This is a genomic window from Paenibacillus qinlingensis, from assembly GCF_031455095.1.
Taxonomy (GTDB): Bacteria; Bacillota; Bacilli; order Paenibacillales; family NBRC-103111; genus Paenibacillus_E; species Paenibacillus_E qinlingensis_A.
In genome coordinates this window covers 336,404-354,176 of the sequence record NZ_JAVDSB010000003.1, presented here as the reverse complement: position 1 = coordinate 354,176, position 17,773 = coordinate 336,404, and the positions used below count along the sequence as shown (strand labels likewise).

At 44.3% G+C, this 17,773-nt stretch carries 17 protein-coding genes; 2 read left to right on the top strand and 15 right to left on the bottom strand.

Annotation, left to right across the window (positions count from 1 at the left end):
• Positions 1 to 8: 8 nt before the first annotated feature.
• The 13 genes from J2736_RS12365 to rsgA all read right to left on the bottom strand — a co-directional run bounded on the left by J2736_RS12365 (position 9) and on the right by rsgA (position 10,758).
• Entirely contained in the window at positions 9 to 713 is a 705-nt protein-coding gene (locus J2736_RS12365; protein ID WP_310226927.1) for a diacylglycerol kinase, read from the bottom strand.
• A complete protein-coding gene (ybeY, locus tag J2736_RS12360; RefSeq protein ID WP_310499109.1) occupies positions 713 to 1,240 on the bottom strand; it encodes an rRNA maturation RNase YbeY in 528 nt (175 codons plus the stop codon). The genes J2736_RS12365 and ybeY overlap by 1 nt, the downstream gene beginning before the upstream one ends.
• 8 nt (positions 1,241 to 1,248) lie before the next feature.
• Positions 1,249 to 3,495, bottom strand: coding sequence for an HD family phosphohydrolase (locus tag J2736_RS12355; RefSeq protein WP_310226925.1), 2,247 nt, complete (start codon positions 3,493 to 3,495; stop codon positions 1,249 to 1,251).
• 40 nt (positions 3,496 to 3,535) lie between these two features.
• A complete protein-coding gene (locus tag J2736_RS12350) occupies positions 3,536 to 4,501 on the bottom strand; it encodes a PhoH family protein (protein ID WP_310226923.1) in 966 nt (321 codons plus the stop codon).
• A gap of 6 nt (positions 4,502 to 4,507) precedes the next feature.
• Complete coding sequence (gene yqfD, locus J2736_RS12345; RefSeq protein WP_310226922.1) at positions 4,508 to 5,701, bottom strand: sporulation protein YqfD; 1,194 nt, start codon at positions 5,699 to 5,701, stop codon at positions 4,508 to 4,510.
• Positions 5,702 to 5,742: 41 nt separating this feature from the next.
• Positions 5,743 to 6,021 (bottom strand): sporulation protein YqfC, encoded by a 279-nt coding sequence (gene yqfC / locus J2736_RS12340; protein WP_310226920.1) that lies wholly within the window; start codon positions 6,019 to 6,021, stop codon positions 5,743 to 5,745.
• Positions 6,022 to 6,197: 176 nt separating this feature from the next.
• On the bottom strand, positions 6,198 to 6,665 hold the full coding sequence (locus tag J2736_RS12335; RefSeq protein WP_310226918.1) for a hypothetical protein: 468 nt from the start codon (positions 6,663 to 6,665) through the stop codon (positions 6,198 to 6,200).
• Positions 6,666 to 6,682: 17 nt separating this feature from the next.
• Positions 6,683 to 7,672 carry a flotillin-like protein FloA gene (gene floA, locus J2736_RS12330; RefSeq protein ID WP_310226916.1) on the bottom strand — a complete coding sequence of 330 codons (990 nt, stop codon included), beginning with the start codon at positions 7,670 to 7,672 and terminating at the stop codon, positions 6,683 to 6,685.
• A 13-nt stretch (positions 7,673 to 7,685) separates the two neighbouring features.
• Positions 7,686 to 8,351 (bottom strand): NfeD family protein, encoded by a 666-nt coding sequence (locus J2736_RS12325; RefSeq protein ID WP_310226914.1) that lies wholly within the window; start codon positions 8,349 to 8,351, stop codon positions 7,686 to 7,688.
• 160 nt (positions 8,352 to 8,511) lie between these two features.
• The gene (locus tag J2736_RS12320) at positions 8,512 to 8,955 is read right to left on the bottom strand and encodes a GatB/YqeY domain-containing protein (RefSeq protein WP_057314579.1); all 444 of its coding nucleotides are present in this window, start codon (positions 8,953 to 8,955) and stop codon (positions 8,512 to 8,514) included.
• An 8-nt stretch (positions 8,956 to 8,963) separates the two neighbouring features.
• Positions 8,964 to 9,137: a 30S ribosomal protein S21 gene (rpsU, locus tag J2736_RS12315; RefSeq protein ID WP_028558020.1), complete on the bottom strand. Its 174-nt coding sequence runs from the start codon at positions 9,135 to 9,137 to the stop codon at positions 8,964 to 8,966.
• Positions 9,138 to 9,251: 114 nt separating this feature from the next.
• Positions 9,252 to 9,602, bottom strand: a complete 351-nt coding sequence (locus J2736_RS12310) for a histidine triad nucleotide-binding protein (protein WP_310226912.1) — start codon at positions 9,600 to 9,602, stop codon at positions 9,252 to 9,254.
• A gap of 91 nt (positions 9,603 to 9,693) precedes the next feature.
• Positions 9,694 to 10,758 (bottom strand): ribosome small subunit-dependent GTPase A, encoded by a 1,065-nt coding sequence (gene rsgA, locus J2736_RS12305; RefSeq protein ID WP_310226910.1) that lies wholly within the window; start codon positions 10,756 to 10,758, stop codon positions 9,694 to 9,696.
• A gap of 191 nt (positions 10,759 to 10,949) precedes the next feature.
• Between rsgA and J2736_RS12300 the strand changes: the two genes are divergently transcribed.
• Entirely contained in the window at positions 10,950 to 12,872 is a 1,923-nt protein-coding gene (locus tag J2736_RS12300; protein ID WP_310226909.1) for an FAD-dependent oxidoreductase, read from the top strand.
• 80 nt (positions 12,873 to 12,952) lie between these two features.
• On the opposite strand, the gene J2736_RS12295 is transcribed toward J2736_RS12300, so the two are convergent.
• Positions 12,953 to 14,890, bottom strand: a complete 1,938-nt coding sequence (locus J2736_RS12295; RefSeq protein ID WP_310499108.1) for a stalk domain-containing protein — start codon at positions 14,888 to 14,890, stop codon at positions 12,953 to 12,955.
• Positions 14,891 to 15,115: 225 nt separating this feature from the next.
• On the opposite strand from J2736_RS12295, the gene J2736_RS12290 reads away from it, so the two are divergent.
• On the top strand, positions 15,116 to 16,369 hold the full coding sequence (locus tag J2736_RS12290) for a CapA family protein (RefSeq protein WP_310226907.1): 1,254 nt from the start codon (positions 15,116 to 15,118) through the stop codon (positions 16,367 to 16,369).
• Positions 16,370 to 16,486: 117 nt separating this feature from the next.
• Here the strand turns inward: J2736_RS12290 and J2736_RS12285 are convergent, their stop codons facing one another.
• Positions 16,487 to 17,590, bottom strand: a complete 1,104-nt coding sequence (locus tag J2736_RS12285) for a chymotrypsin family serine protease (protein WP_310226905.1) — start codon at positions 17,588 to 17,590, stop codon at positions 16,487 to 16,489.
• Positions 17,591 to 17,773: the final 183 nt, after the last annotated feature.

Here is a 17,773-nt window from a genome sequence, read left to right as displayed (position 1 = left end):
TAGTTAAGTTATAGCATGTTTAAGCAGGTAAAAGCGAGGAGCGTCACCACAATACCAATCATCGCCCCCAAAAAGAGTGCTGGAAATGGCCTTGTTTTTTTATCATATAACACAATTAAGATAATAATAGACAGCGTATACGCAAGTAACGCAGCGATCGTTTCGGTCACAATGACCAAAATGACTGTGGCAATTGCAAAAGCAATAGCTGTCAATAAACTAGGCCGCACTAATTTGCCTTTATCTGAAAAGCGAGTCTCAATAACGATCACCGTCAGCATGACAAGTGCAATTAAGATCCATATCGCACCTGCAGATAGCGGTGTCTCTTGGAGCCTAGCATGTCGCAGCAGCTGATCGATGGGCTCGTAGAAAACAACTAAACCCACAACGACTGCAAACATGGCAGACACCAATACGGACGCCGCGGCGACGTCCTTCGCAATTTTGGCTAAGGGATGTCGGTCTGGCATCGCCAGGTCCACCGTTTTCTCCACAGCCGTATTAATTAATTCCGTAACAATCATGAGAGTTACCGCTAATAAGATAAATAAAATATCTGTTTTGGACAAATGGATGAACAGCGCTGCTAGTAAAACAAGAAACGCAACGGAAAAATGGAATTTCATATTACGTTGCGTATCTAGTGCGTACTTAATTCCCTCATAAGCATACCGAAAACTTCTGCGCCATTTACGGAAGCCGCTCGACATTATCGCGTCAAGCCTGCCCTCTGCAAAATGTCCTCCTGTTTAGCGAACATCATTTTTTCTTCCTCTTCACTCTGGTGATCGTACCCAATAAGATGTAGGAATCCATGTACAAACAAAAAACCTAACTCGCGTTCTACCGAGTGACCATAATCTTCCGCTTGCGCGATAGCACGCGGTACGGAAATAATAATATCGCCAAGCGGCTCAATGAACGCTTCCGATACGGTTTCACCTTCTTGGAGTTCACCTTCGGAATCCTCGCTGTCATCTTCATAATTGATCTGAATCTCGTCATCCCCAAATTCACTCATTGCAAAAGAAAGGACATCCGTCGGTTTATCTAAGTTACGATATTGTTTATTCAGATCTTGGATCGTCTCATCGTCAACAAACGTAAGAGCAACCTCTCCTTCGGTAATGCCTTCAATCTCACCTGCAAGTTTAAGAAGTTCTTCAAGCTTCTCAATGAACGCAGGTGTGATTTCCTTCTCTTCTTGTTCACTGCTCCATGCTAACGTTAAATCCACACTTGCCATTAGGAATTGCCCTCCTTCTTATCTCCTGGCTTCTTACCCGTAATTTCACCTGGGTACTCTATTCGCGAATGAAAAATCCCTAGCAAGGTTTCATTCAATGTTTTCGCTATTTTATCAAGCTCTTTCAGCGTGAGGTCACATTCGTTGAACTGACCATCATCTAACCGTGATTTGATAATCTTGGTTACCATGGAATCGATCTGTTCCAACGTAGGGTTGCGTAATGAACGTACAGCCGCTTCTACGCTGTCTGCAATTCCCACAATTGCCGCTTCTTTCGATTGCGCTTTAGGACCTGGATATCGAAAATCTTCTTCACGTATCCCTTTCTCACTGTTCTCTTCTTCAGCTAGTTTCTTCGCTTTATGATAGAAATAGTGCAGTAGCGTTGTTCCATGATGCTGCTCAGCGATATCGCGAATCGGTTTCGGCATTTTGAAGTCCTTCAACATATCAACACCATCACGCGGGTGCGCGATAATAATGGACTTGCTTAAATTCGGATCAATCCGATCATGCGGATTTTCAATATTCGTTTGATTTTCGATAAAGTAACTTGGTCGCTTTGTTTTACCGATATCATGATAGTACGATCCTACACGGCACAGTAACCCGTCTGCACCTATAGATTCGGCCGCCGCTTCGGACAAGTTGCCTACCATCACACTATGATGATACGTGCCAGGTGTCTCCGTGAGCAGCTTACGCAGTAAGGGATGATTGGGATTTGAAAGCTCGACAAGCTTAAGCGGAGAAAGAATCCCGAAGGAAGCTTCAAAAAACGGAAGCAATCCAATGACGAATACGACCGTAACTAGTCCGCCAGCTGTAGCAAAAGACAGGGACATCAATGCTTCTCTTTGTTGAAAATGATCTTCCATCAACAGCATCGCCGTTATGGTTAACATGGAGAAGAAAGCGATCATGAGGCCCGCTTTTAAAATGGTCGCACGTTGACTAGCACGTTGAATCGTAAACACGCCGCTAAAGCAAATAACTAAGCTGACTAAGCCAAATCGGAAATCGAATAGCGCATCGTGCTCAGCATTAAAAATAATGCTCGCAATTATGGAGAATAAAACCGATGAAATAAATGCAAGCGGTGCATCCAACAAGATCGCGATCAAAATACTTCCAAGAGCTGTAGGAGCCAAATACCCAATGAAAGGATAGTCGAAATTCTGCAGCAGTGAAATGATTTTCATGCCAGCGATATTCATTAAAAAGATCAAAACAAGCATGACCAGCTGCGAATTATTGTATTTGACCTGCAAGTTACTCTGTCTAACGAACATAAAGATAACAAATGATAACAGAGCACAAAGAATAACAAGGCCAAACTGCGGCAAATGATTCGCCTTATCCTTTAACAGTTTAAGCTTTTCCAACCGTGTATATATTTCTTCCGTAATGACATCGCCAGATTTGACCAGCACATCATTCTTATTAATATAAACAGTCTTCATATTGCTTCTTGCTTGCCCTTTGGCATCATCAGTGCCTTTTTGATCAAAAAATTTATTTGGCGTAATTAAAGTTCTGGCAATCTCGGTTACCATTTCACGGGAAGTATTCTTCGCTAGCGTAGACGTATTCACCATTTCTGCAACCTTAGCCCTGGCTGTTTTTGCATCCAAGATTTCTTCAATCATCAGCTTGGTAACAATATCTTTCGTCACAGTACGCATATCCGCTAAATCTTCCTTGGTCAACCGCGGCAGTTTAAAATAAATTTCCTCAGGAAGCGGATATTTCTGATCCGACAAACCAAGTTGAATTTGTTCAAGTAACAAATCGTTATATTGCCCACTATTCCGTAGGGTTTTGATGGTATCATTCGTCAACTCACTAATCAATTGTGGAATGACACGACGGTAAATACTCACCTTATCATCGAACTTCACTTCTTCATCTGCATTGATCTGAGATAATTTATCAAAAATGGCATCACTGATGATTTCATTCTTGAGGTTAACGATCTGATAGACAGGTGGGACGCGCTTCGCAGCATCTTCTTTGGCTTGCTCCGTCGCGACAGCGTTCTCAATCTGTTCCGGTGCATAGATCGTCTTCTCACTCTTCATACCCAGTGTAATATCAAAAACTTGTGGAACAAGCTTCTCATACAAGGTCGCGTAGAATATCAATCCTAATATGAGAAACAAAAGTATTCTTAAGCCCGTATTGTATTTCCATCCGCTCAGCCGGTAATGAAATTTGCCTTTCATTTGCACTTCATTTTTCATTACGGAGGTCATTCCTCTCTATCTAGCCAAACTAGCATCTTTACTTAGTCGATTCAGCGTTATAGGCAACAATGATCTTCTGAACGAGTGAATGACGAACAACGTCACCCTCATCAAAATGAATAAAACCCAATTCTTCAATCCCACTTAGAATACGAGACGCTTCAACCAATCCAGATGACTTGCCTCGTGGTAAATCAATCTGTGTTACATCGCCTGTGATAACCATCTTAGAACCAAAACCAAGCCTTGTCAGAAACATCTTCATTTGCTCAGGAGTTGTGTTCTGCGCCTCATCCAGGATGATAAATGAATCGTCCAATGTACGCCCCCTCATATAGGCTAAAGGGGCAATTTCTATGAGTCCGCGTTCTAGTGACTTCGCTACTTGCTCAGGCCCTAAGACATCATTAAGAGCATCATACAATGGGCGTAAATAAGGGTCAACTTTTTCCTGCAAGTCCCCTGGTAGAAACCCGAGACTTTCCCCTGCTTCTACGGCTGGACGCGTAAGAACAATGCGTTTAACAGCACCTTCCTTCAGACGAGTCACCGCTAGAACAACAGCTAAATAGGTTTTGCCTGTTCCTGCTGGGCCAATTCCAAAAACAATATCCTTCTTCTTAATCGTTTCTACATATTTTTTCTGTCCAATCGTTTTGACACGAATCGGCTTCCCTTTGTGCGTGGTAGTAATTTCACCTTTAAACAGATCCAATAATTGCTCTGCCTTCATTTGCTTCGCTAATTCAACGGCATAGAGCACATCTCGCTCTGTTACTGTGTAATTATTGCGGATTAGCTGCAAAAGAACTTCAAAGAGCTGCTGAAGTGAGTTCACTTCCGCAGCCCTGCCTTGAATCGTTATTTCGGCTTCGCGCGTAAAGATTTGAGCATCAATTTCCCGTTCGATGACATGCAAGAATTTATCCTGCGGCCCAAATAAAGCTAGTCCCTCAGCCGGATTTTTCAAAGTAATTTTTACAGATTGCGCATTTTCTATCAACAGGCCTCATTCTCCTTGTGTCACAATTGGTTGTTCTTCAGCGATATTCTCTTCGACCTCAAAATGAACGTCTATATAAATTTTACCATTCTCTGTTTTTTCATGCAAAATTTTTTCTCCGACGATCCTTGCATCCTCGCCTGCTGCCGCTAGTAATTTGGCTCTAGCCTGCTCGATGCCAACCTTTTCGGCATTCGCCGCTTCCATCGGCTCTTCGACCAAATTAACCTCCATCACCTTCTCATGCAGCCATCCAAGTCCAAGTGAAAATGAGCGCCAAGCCAGTGTTTTTCGTTCAGGTATCGTTTCAAAATGTTCAAATTGGGCCTTCCCATAACCAGTAAGCTGGAGAGCCCTTGTCCCAAAAACAAGATAGCTGCGATGCACAGTTTCACCTGTATAGACTTTATACTGTTTCGTAAGTGGCGCCTCAATTCGGGAGGTATACCAGACCACTCCTCTTATCTTACCATCTGCAACGACGACTTGACTATTCTGCTCATCACCAATGGTACCCGAGATTAAAACTGCCCCTTTGCGAACATAGGTATTCGGCTTAACCATCGGCTTTCCCTTCACAGATTGAATTTCGGTAACCAACGCACTTTTGGCAGCCACGATATTGCGCGGATTTTTTAAAGGTTCTTTGCGCGGAATGGTCGCCTCAACCACTTTTATCGTAATATGTGTACCGCGAATTTCAACACCGACCCACGCCGCATCTGGCAGTTCCTGCTGAATCGCACGAGATAAATCCTCAGTCTTGTCCAGCTTAAATTTCCACTGAAACTTATGAATACCTTGTTTAGATGCTGCTTGCAAAATGTCCTTAGCTTCAATACGATCATTGCCATCCACCGTCACCTGCCACACCAAAGAGGTCAGCACATAGAGGCTGATGATGAAAGCAGCAAATCCACCAAACAACACTTTTCTCTTACCGATTTTATCCATAAAAAAGGGCAGTCCAAATCTTTCTAACACGTGTACTCTACAGCCTGTCCGTTTCAAGAGCGGCCGAAGTCGAAAGAAATCCTTAATGAGGATATACAGCTCCAGCTTCCCGTCTTTGCCAGCTTGAATATCCCAAATGGAGAAACCGCCCTCCACCATGGGATGTATCAACCTTTCGCAGTCCTTGCCTCTAATTTGTATGCGTACATAGCCACGCAAACGGGCAATGAATAGGGATTGTTTCATGACTCAGCCTCCAGTTCTCATTCACACTACCAATTACTTTTCTATGGCATATATTTCACGTGATCGATAACACCCTCGATGAATACCTCTTCGGAAAGAATCGCCCTAATAACCAACCGCTGGCCACAAACCTCCAACGTCCCTTTCGCTAACTCCAACTTCAGTATTTCACTAGAAAAATGCAGTACGCCCCGGTGATTCTCAACATATAGCTGTACGTTGCCGATCATCGTGATTCGCGGCAAATCCTGTACAACATCTTGGGGAAGATCAAGGATCTTGGCCGTGAACTGGTTCCATTTGCGGGTCAAGCGACGCATAGCTGGGCAGTACCCCCTCTAACTAGAAGATCAAGAATGCAGTAAACGCGCATAGACTTTCTACCAAATTATGCGGAAGAATCCGCTTTTATGCTGACTAAACGGCTGCGCTGTCCTTCTCAGCTAAATACAAAAAGCCCCCTTGCTTCTTCTGCAAAGGGGCTTCATATCAATGATTATCTGCGATATGGCTTTTTGGCGCGCGGCGGACCTAGGATCTCGGCCCATACGACACCTTGGAGCACCTGTTCACGATTAGGCTGATCCGGAAAAATACGCGAAGAGGAAATTTCATCCGAATAAATAGGAGAACTCACCGCTGCACTACTATTCGTAACCTGAGGCGTGAAAGGTGATGTTTTCAGCTTAGGAGCCACCACTGACTTTCCAAGTCCAGACTGACTAAATTCGTCTCTCGTGCGTTCAGGTCGACTCCGCTGAGCAATATGTCCCGCTTGTACTGTCTTCGCTTCTACAGGCCTTCCAGCGTCTCCTGGGCCATTGCCAAAGGTTGGCATACCCGTTCTGGTTCTGGTTTCTCCACCCGCAGCACGTTTGCGCCTGCTTTGAATTTGATAATAAAAAGTTAATGCAATAATGACCAAATACCAATTCTTAAATAAGAATACGATTAGCGCTTCCATTCCATCACCTCGTAACCTTATTCCTTCTCAGGTTTTCCGTCGTTTATTTTGCCTAATGAGGAGCGCATTTGTGTATCGGATTCAATATTTTTGAGGTTCATATAATCCATCACGCCTAATTGGCCATTGCGAAGTGCCTCGGCCATAGCAAGCGGCACCTGTGACTCAGACTCAACAACCTTAGCTCGCATCTCGACGACTCGCGCTTTCATTTCTTGCTCTGCTGCAACCGCCATCGCCCGGCGTTCCTCTGCCTTCGCTTGCGCAATTCGTTTGTCCGCTTCGGCTTGCTCCGTTTGCAAATGGGCGCCAATATTTTTGCCTACATCTACATCCGCAATATCAATGGACAGAATTTCAAAAGCTGTCCCCGCATCTAGACCTTTACCTAACACGGTACGTGAGATCATGTCTGGATTTTCTAAAACGTCCTTATGTGATTCGCTTGACCCTACCGTTGTAACAATCCCTTCACCGACGCGGGCAATAATAGTCTCCTCCCCCGCACCACCGACGAGTCGATCAATATTCGCACGAACCGTAACCCTTGCAATAACTTTTACTTCAATGCCGTTCTTCGCAACTGCTGAGACGTTAGGCGTTTCGATTACGCGTGGATTTACACTCATTTGAACGGCTAACAACACATCACGACCCGCCAAATCAATGGCCGCCGCGCGCTCGAACTCTAAGTGAATTTTGGCTCGATGTGCAGCAATTAATGCGTTCACAACACGATCAACATTACCACCTGCTAGATAGTGACTTTCCAATTGGTTAACACTAAGGTCAATACCCGCTTTCGTTGCTTTAATCATTGGATTTACGATACGACTAGGTGTAACTCGACGGAGTCTCATGGCAATCAAGGTAATAATACTAATTCTTACTCCGGAAGCTAGTGCAGATATCCAAAGCATAACTGGAACAACACTTAGTAAAATCGATAACACGATAATAATGATGGCTGCGAGCAGCACCAAGTATAAGCCTGGTTCAATCGTCATTGTATGTTTCCTCCTAATTGTTATGTTGGTTATCCACTTCTTTAACTACAACACGTACCCCTTCTACTTCTACGACAACAATGGCCCTGTTTGCAGAAATAAAATTCCCATTCGTAACGACATCTACGCGTTCTCCCTGAATGAGGGCCGTACCCGCTGGTCGCAGCGGCGTTACAGCCTCACCTGTCATCCCGATCAAGTAGGATTGATCTGGATTCGATGTGAAGCCCTTGCTGGTCGTTAATTGTTCCTTCAGAATAAAGCGATTCCAAATACCGCGGTTCTTGAATCTCCGGATGGCAGCAATCACGACCACGATAGCGATAAGCAACGCGATGACCAGCATATAGGCTGCTTCCTTGGGATCCGAGGACGCCATCATTACCCCGCCGAATAGGCAGATCGCACCTAACACGCTGAGAATGCCGAAGCTGGGAACCACTAATTCCAAAATTAATAGGACTAAACCAATGGCCAATACAGTTAAATCACCAAAGCTTGCAAAACCAGCTAAATAGAAGCCCAAGAAGTATAAACCAAAACCAGCAACACCAGCTAGGGCCAGCAAACCGCTACTGAAAAATAACAGTTCAAGCGCAATACCAATAATGCCAACTACCAGTAAGACGGTTGCGGTAACAGGGTGGGTCAGAAACTCAGATAAGTTATCAAGAAACATCGTCGTTCACTCCTTCCCCTAAACTTTCTTATCCATAGATATGTACGTATTAGTTTATGAACTGTTTCGGAATTTCATTAGAATAATTAATATTGCTCCATAAAATGGAAAAAAGACCGAGCAGAAAAATCCACTCGATCTTCACAAAACATATTTGGTGTTAACCTAATAGTTGTTGAACTAACTGATTGATAAGTTTACCATCAGCGCGTCCTTTAACCTGAGGCATCAATGCCGTCATCACTTTGCCCATATCCGCTTTGGAAGAAGCACCAATTTGCTGGATGGTCTGCTGTACAATGGCTTTCACTTCTTCCTCAGAAAGCTGTTGCGGCATGTACTCAGCTAGAATAACAAGTTCCGCGCTCAGGTTGTCGGCTAGGTCATCTCGACCTGCCTTGGTAAATTCTTGGAGGGAATCCTTACGCTGTTTGATCTCACGAGTTAGAACATCAAGCACTTCATTGTCGTCTAAGGGTCTTTTCAGATCAATCTCAGAATTCTTAATCGTAGATCGTACCATTCGAATTACAGAGAGCTTAAACTTGTCCTGACTCTTCATCGCTTGTTTCATATCTTCGTTCAATCGATCGCTTAAGCTCATGTTGCCTCCTAGAACTTTCTTTTACGAGCAGCCTCAGATTTAAGCTTACGCTTAACGCTAGGCTTGTCATAATGCTTACGTTTCTTAACTTCTGCAAGAACGCCATCCTTAGCGATGGAACGCTTAAAGCGACGAAGTGCAGCATCTATAGTTTCGTTCTTACGAACTCGAGTTTCTGACAACAGTTTTCCCTCCCTCCGAACAGACCATCTAAGACAAAACGGTTCATCAAATCTCATTATAGGTGATAGTAATTAGGGTGTCAATCGCAAAACTGATCTTTCCTACTAGAAAGATTAGTTATGCACCCCAAGCGGTGCCAATCTGGCGCCTGCCATCAAATGATAATGCAAATGGTGAACGATTTGCCCTGCGTTTGCTCCAATGTTCGTTATTACACGATACCCGGATTCTTCTACCTCTAGTTCTCTAGCAATTTGCGCAGCAACACGCTGCATTTGCCCGACAACAGCCCAATCTTCTGGCTGTCCAGCTGCAAGTGAGGCAAAGTGTTTTTTCGGAATAATAAGGACATGAATTGGTGCTGCGGGTTGAATATCATGAAAAGCTAGAATCTCATCATCCTCATAGACTTTCTTCGAGGGAAGCTCCCCTGCAATGATTTTACAAAAAATACAATCACTCATTGATCCATTCGTCCTCCCGACATTGTTGTCCTAACTTAGTTATAAGTTTATCGGAAAGCCATCAAAAAATCCAATCCAATTCTTCTCGCAATTAGCGATGAGGTTGGCTTTTGAGCGATTGATGGATCTTCTTCCATTTCGCCTTCTCAGCAGTCTGTAGGCCTTTATCTTCTTTACGAGCCAGATACGCTAGCTCCTTCTGTAATTTCACATAATTCTGAAATCGTTCTGCGGATAACGCGCCAGAATCCAACGCTGCTTTCACAGCACATTTCGGTTCATTCTCATGCTTACAATCTTGGAAAAAGCACTGCTCTGCGAATTCTTCGATATCCTGAAACGACGTGCTAAGTCCCTCTGAGGCACTCCACAACTGCAACTCTCTCATCCCTGGGGTATCAATCAAAATGCCGCCATCCGGCAGCAGAATAAGCTCACGATGCGTCGTTGTATGCTTGCCTTTGTCATCACCAGATCGAATATCACCTGTGTTTAATATATCTCGGCCATATATACGATTCACCAATGTGGATTTGCCAACACCTGATGAACCTAAAAGCGCGACTGTTTGGCCAGGCGCCATGTAACTTGCAAGTTCAGTTAAACCGCGATTCTCAGCTGAGCTAATAATATGAATAGGCACACCTATAGCAACGCTCGCAACTTCCGCCGCGAGTTCGTCTGGATTCTCGCATAAATCTGCCTTACTCAATACGATAACGGGATTAGCACCGCTCTCCCATGCCAAAACCAAATAGCGCTCAATTCGGCGGATATTAAAATCCTGATTCAAAGCATTTACCAGAAAAACAGTATCGACATTTGTTGCAACGATTTGTTCTTCCGTGACTTGTCCGGCCACTTTACGGGAAAACTTACTTCGACGAGGAAGCACCGCATGAATCACGGCACGCCCTTCTCCATCTCTCAGTGAAATGACAACCCAATCCCCTACAGCAGGGTAATCCTCGCGACGTAGAGATTGGTGACGCATTTTGCCAGAAACTTCAGCCAGCACTTCGCCAACTTCCGTCTGTACGCGGTACATATGTTTATGTTCTAAGGAGACGCGGCCAGCGACCAATCCTTCTTCGTCAAGGTACGGTTCAAATGCTTTTTCAAAAAATACATGCCATCCTAAATTCGCTTTATCCAAGTCAATAATTCATCCTCTCAAGGTGTTCTAACATGAAGTATATACCTATGTTATGCCCCCCACACGGGAAAGAATCATTTAGATTGTTTAATCCTGCAGCCCGAATTTGGCACTGGTCAATTCATTTGTAGACTAACAGTCTAATTATGCATATAATAGGTGTAAACCGATTGTTTGAATGGAGTGAGCGGATGAGTCAATTCATGAGAGCCTCGACCCGCAAAAAGCGTGATGTCATGATGGAAGTCGCTTTAACCATGTTTATGGATAAAGGTTATGAAAACGTCTCTGTCGATGATATTATCGCAGCTACCAGCACATCCAAAGGCACTTTTTATCATTATTTTAAAAGTAAGGATGCCATTATTTCGGCGCTGTATAACAAACAAATTCAACTGATTCAGGACTGGGTGAAACAACCTCCTTCGAAGGTTCAATCACTAGAGGGACACATTAATCGCCTATTTTTAGACTTAGCGTCGAATATGCAACTCTCACCGCGACTTATTCGCAGTTTACAGGCCCTTTCTTTGCAGAATGATACGGTCAAATTGGAAGAACTGCAGCAATTGAACGTATTGAAAGAAAGCTTGATGCACTGGCTCCCGGAGCCCAAAAAGATTGAACTTCTCGTCTGTATGTATGCCGGTACGATCCGTACATGGTGTACACAAGAAGATGCTGATTTACTCTCCATGATGAAAAACAACTTAGCCTGGCTATGGGTAGGCCTTCGTTCCGAAGAACCGTACGCATCGCTACAGGTAGAACCAGCCCCCAAGGAGGAAAAGCTTATGAAAGTAGCCATTATCGGTGGAGGTCTTGCTGGACTAACCGCAGCTGCCTATTTATCTGAAAACCCACACGTAGAAGGTATTTTATTTGAACGCAGTCCACAGCTCGGAGGTCGCGCATTTACGTATGAGAAAGCCGGTTTCACACTCAACTACGGTGCACATGCGATCTATGGGATCGATCGTCATACATTGACTACAATGGAGCGTGAGCTTGGACTATCCTTCTCTTCCAAGCAGGTCGATAAGCGGAAAGTCGTTTATGCGAAGCATAATCAACTTACAACCGCGCCGCTCGATGCCATCAACCTGCTCAAGACAGATCTGCTCAACACGATCCAAAAAGTTCGTTTTGTCGGGGAAATTGCCGCTATCATCGCAAATATTCATAATATAAAGAACTACGCTACCTTAGCGGATTACCTTGCTGAGTCTAACGCCGATGAAGATGTGAAAGAACTTTGGGAGCATCTCGTCTGCTCCAACTTCTTCATTACTCCTGAGGATGCTCGTAATGTATCTGGCGCTGTCATAAGTGAGTATTATCATAACTTGTTCCTTTCCAGTAAACCTGTTAACTACGTTTTGGGCAGCTGGGCTGTTATTACCAATCAACTCAAGCAGAAGATGACCACTTCTGGCAAATGGGAACTTGCTCTTCAAGAAGGTGTGGATGGACTTCGTTATGAGGATCGCAAGTTTGTACTTAAAACAAAAACACGAGAAGTGGCGTTTGATAAAGTTATCTTCGCAATGCCGGTTCAACAAGTTGTAAAACTGCTCAAAGGAACGGCATGGGAACCTTTCCTCGCTCCATACGAGTCCAACACAGCAACAGAGGTTATGGTTTACGACATTGGGTTAAGCCGCGTAGTCGCAAGACCATTCAGTTACATCAGCGATATGGATAACAAATTGTTCATTAGTGATGTTTCTGCAACAGACCACACGTTAGTACCTGAAGGCGGGCAACTTCTTCAAGGCATCGCCTACTTAAGTGATAATTTCGACAGTGATGAGGAGCGTAAAGCTTATCTAGACAACAAAACTTCGCAAATGGAAGCTCTGTTCGATCAACATTATCCAGGCTGGCGCGATGTCACAGCAGTGAAACGGGTATCGAAAAAAGCCATGGTATCCAGTGTTAAAAACATTGCATCCAACCGACTCTTACCAACACGCGTCGAAAATATCCCGTTCTATTTCTGCGGAGACGGCTGCACTGGCAAAGGTGAGCTTGCGGAACGCGCATTCTCAAGTGCACGCAGCGCGGCACTCTCTATCGTGCAAGAGGTGGAACAAGCTTTACAAAACGTTTAATTATAACCAACCAGACAAACAAAAGCTGCTCAATCTCTGACTTGTCGTCAGGCATTGAAGCAGCTTTTGCTATTCAACCTTTATTTGGTTGTAATCGATACCGTTCTTGTTGCCCCATCCCAATTGACAGTACCTCCGAACGTCTCTCCTACGAATCTAGCAGGCGCAAGCGTGTAGCCATTCACTAGTCTGGCAGGCTCCTCCAACTCCATCGGTTTGCCATTCACGTAGACGGTTCGTTGGTCAAGCGTCAGCTTAACGATTGTACTCCCTTTGGTTGCTGTGACAGATCTCGTCGCTGCATCATAATCAACTTTGGCGCCCATCGCTTCAAAAATAGCACGAAGAGGCGTGAATGTTGATCCATTCACAATGGCAGGAGCTTGCTCAAATGATTGGACCTTCCCATTGATATTGACTGAAACCTGTGATGAAATACCATACGTTCGAAACGCAACTTGTTTTCCAGTTTTATTCCAGACACGAAGTTGTAATACCGAGCCTTCTGGCACTTCTCCAGCTTTTAGATCTAATCCATAAGGCAAGCTCGTTTGAGTTGCAATTACCCGCCCATTCAAGAGATACTCCACTTTTCCGATGTAAACCTCAGGTATTTTAATAAAAGGAATGACCCTTGTTTGCTTTGTAAATGATTGGTGATCTGCATCAATTGGCACATAACCAACCCGATCTGCGGGCTTAGCAGCTTCCTTTACCTCGGAGAGAAGATACGGGTTCTCTATTAATTGACTGTAATAATTCTGAATCTCTGATGAAGTCGAAAGCGAATAATCGTTCTTGGCATTATCCATTTGTTGATCCACATTGAAGTAGGTTATTGCTTTCAGTCTCGGATACTTGTATGGCATGATTTCGTACAATCGCTGCAAATTCAGCTTTGCCCATTCCGTATAATCTTCACCCGCAGAATGGGAATAGTGAGGAACGCCTGTCTCACTTAACATCAATGGTTTCCGATCCGCATAGGTGTTGTATAATCTCGTCAATCTCTCTACATTGCTTGTAGCTAACATGGATGGCTGTGTGGGATCTCCATTGGAGTAAGGCTCGATATACAAGCTTACGCCAACCCAATCTACATAGGCATCGCCTGGATAGTAAGGATCAATATCATTTGCAGGCACATCGCCTGGGCTCCACACCATCGCTACGTTCGGCGCTTCTGCTGCAAACACATCATGCAGCATTCTAAATTTCGCAATATACTGTGCTGGATTCCCATTCCATTCTACCCAAGCACCATTCATTTCCCCAGCAAAACGTAAGAAAATTGGAATTCCTGAAGCTTTCGCTTCTTTAGCCCAACTGCGCAAATAAGCACCGTCTGTGACTGGATCTAACCCTGAATGAGGCTCCCAAGCGATTTGTAAAGCGCCTCCCGCCTCTTTGGCACGTTTGGCATAGGCAGACGGAAAGCTTTTCCCCCATGGGGAATAAGCAAGGTAAATCGCATGTTTTTTGCCATACACAGTTTGCATTTTCGTGAAAATATTGCCTACCTTCGGGTCTAGTTCTGAATAAACACCTAGATACGCCCCATAAGCGGGTTCAAATTTGGCAAGCTTGATCCCCTGTAGCTGTGTCCGTTGCTGGACAATTTGCTCATTACTTTCCTCCCGATACAACTCAACCGTGGTCCGAATTTGGTCTGCACGTTGTAATTTTTCTGCTCCCCAATCCTTCCCTGCATTCACCCAGTATTGATTTTCTTGCTCATAGTAATGAATCGCTTGATCATAGTCACCAATAGCGTCGTAATACGCATCTAATTTCCCACTAAATAACGCTGCATTCTCCCATTCCCCTGCACCCGCGTAGTAATCCGTTAGATATTTCCAATGAGGTACAGCGGCACCTGTATTTCCCGAAGCGACAAGTGACTCCGCTTGCTTCCAATGATCCCAAACGACATCTGCACGCACGGGTGCAGGTGATTGCGCTATACCCGCAGTAAGAATGCCTACCACGAGCGATAATATCCCAATTCGTTTATGCATCCTCAAGAATAACAAACTCCCTTTCATGCTGTTCTAATTAATCGCTTGTACTAGATACGTACGGGGTTTCAAAAAGTAGCACAATCCTCAAAAAAATTACAAATTACCGCTTTTTATAGCCCGTCTTAAGCGTAATTTAATGCGTTTCAACACGACCATTCGATGTCATTCGCAACTACCAATTGTTAAAATATAGAAAAAGTTGCTCGAAAGGGTCTGTGACTCATGAAAATATATGGAGCAAGTCTTCTACTTGCGGCTTGTTTGAGCATAGGGATTGTTGGTTGTGAGACTGCGCTCCATCCTTTGTCATTAGAGAGTGTGACAGAGAATGTGCCAACAATAAGTTCGGTAACTGCAACACCGGCAACCATGCAAACGGAAATACCTAGTTCAAGTTCAACAACAAAAATGACAGATAACATTCAAGTATCTTTGTCGACTGATCACATTGAGGAAAATACGAGTGACGCTCCCCAAAATGTCGTATATGTACAACCAACCCCATCCAAACAAGAAGAGCAAGAACCCCTGCATATTATTTTTGCTGGTGATGCCATGTTCGATTGGTCGGTAAAAGATGCAATCAGCCGAAACGGACCTGATTATCCTTTTCGTCATATTCAATCCGATATCACGCAGGCGGATTTCTCTTTCGTCAATCTCGAAACAGCCGTTACGCTTGAAGACGCAAAGGATACTAATCAGATTTATAATTTCAAATCGAATCCAGAGTCACTTACAGGACTTAAAGAAGCCGGTTTCGATATGGTTTCCGTTGCGAATAATCATTCCATGGATTTCTTACAGAAAGGGTTTCTGGATACACTGACCCATCTAGATAAAGCTGGTTTGCTCTATGTCGGGGGTGGTCTGAATGCCCGAGAAGCTTACCAAGCAAAGAGTGTTATCCTGAAAGGAAAAAAAGTGAAATTCCTCGCTTTCTCTCGCTTTATCCCAACCGGGGATTGGTTCGCTGGGCCGAACAAGCCTGGAATAGCTCAAGCATATGATCGTAAACCTGTACTCGATGCCATTACACGCGAGCGCGCAGATGCGGACTATGTTCTGGTTTACCTTCACTGGGGCGTAGAGATGAACAATCGCCCGGAGCCTTGGCAGCGCGAGTTCGCAAAACTAATGATAGATGCTGGCGCAGATGCAATCATCGGCAGTCATGTACATGTCTTGCAAGGTTTTGAGTATTACAAAGGCAAACCCATTGCCTACTCGATTGGTAATTTTCTCTTTCCTGACTACGTAACGGGTCCCAAAGCAGATACTGGTTTACTTCATTTGAAACTAGCAGAGGATCAAATTCAAATGTCTTTTCAACCTTTTTACATCGAAAAAAATCAAATCGTCTCCAAAGGCACACCCTATGTTGATAAACAATTAGCTTATCTGCAATCTATTTCTTATGGCGTGGATCTCGAAGGCCAACATATTCGACCACATGCAGAGATAGCCAGTCGATAATGGACTACCATAGGCATACAAGCTTGGCGGATGTCGCTATGTAAAGGAATTACATTGTAATTCCCTCAGATCATCGAGTTGTTGAACATTCAGCGTGGGATTACCGATTTCATATGATTACTTATGCGACTTGACCAATATTGCTCTCGTACGTTTACGTTGCTGCTCAGTCAAAGGCTGCACGTAGGAGGCATCGCCAAGCGGCGCTGCGCCTTTCATATGACCAGCTTTAAAGGTACCACCTGCTGCAGGAATGGCCGTACGCACATTATAAGTGGACATCACAACACCAATCGGATTACAAATGGAACGTAAGCCATCTGGTGGGCCAGCGAAATTAAGAGCTACCGCATAGCGATCACTAGCGCGAAGCCAGACGGAACCCGAGTCACCAGGAAGTGAAACTGGTCCTGAGGTACCAACGATGACAGACTGATTTCGAAATAGCAATGTACCTAAACTTCCACCGTAGGATACACGCACATCTACATTATTAGACTCTACGGTACCGCGAACAGCGCCTGTGGTTCGTCCAGATTTAAATACCTGAAGTCCGACAGGATAACTTAATAGATGACCAGGTACTGTGATTAATTGACCTGACGAACTACGTAAATACCGTGGATTCAATACACTGTTTGAAGTCGGAAGCGAGATGCATGAGTCCTGAAAATTAACTTCGCTTGGGCGTAGCGGCACGAATTGGAAGGCCCTGCCTACGCGATCCGTTCCGGATACGCCTCCATCTGCCGGTCCTGGTTGTACGGTTTCTGAAAATGCGGAGGAATTATTTCTTACCAATACATGGTTATTACTGAGGATATAGAGCTGATTATTCTTAATCACAATTAATCCAGCAGTTCCTGTCGAGGAGGGATTTGTTTTCCCTATGCTCACGCCGCCCGGTACTGGACGATTGCGACTTTGAAAGCTCACTGCTTTGTACGCCTTCGGTTTGGCAGCCTTGTACACATGCGATTTAAACGAGTTGGAGGAGAGAAAGCGAACCGGCACGGATGAACCTAATTTGGAGGCAACGCTTTTGAGGTTATTCAGTCCAGATGGCACTATTTTTTGATGGGTATATACGATGACACCTGCACCTGCGGATGGTTTTTTGGGATCTGCATAACCGACTCCAACTCCGATAACCTCTGCCCTTTTCAATAACATCGGCGATAGTCGATTCTTATGTTTCAGCGCTTCATGAAATGTTGCCATGCCCATTCCCCTTTTCGTCATGTTGGTGCAGTGTATGCCAACTTGTACGTTTCGGCTTGATACCTTTACCTATTGCTTTCGTTAGAATTTAAAAAAGGCTAATGACACTTTGCGTCATTAGCCTTTTGATTGTTAGGTAAATTATTTCGATATATTTGCGCTTCATCTTCGGCACACAGAGAC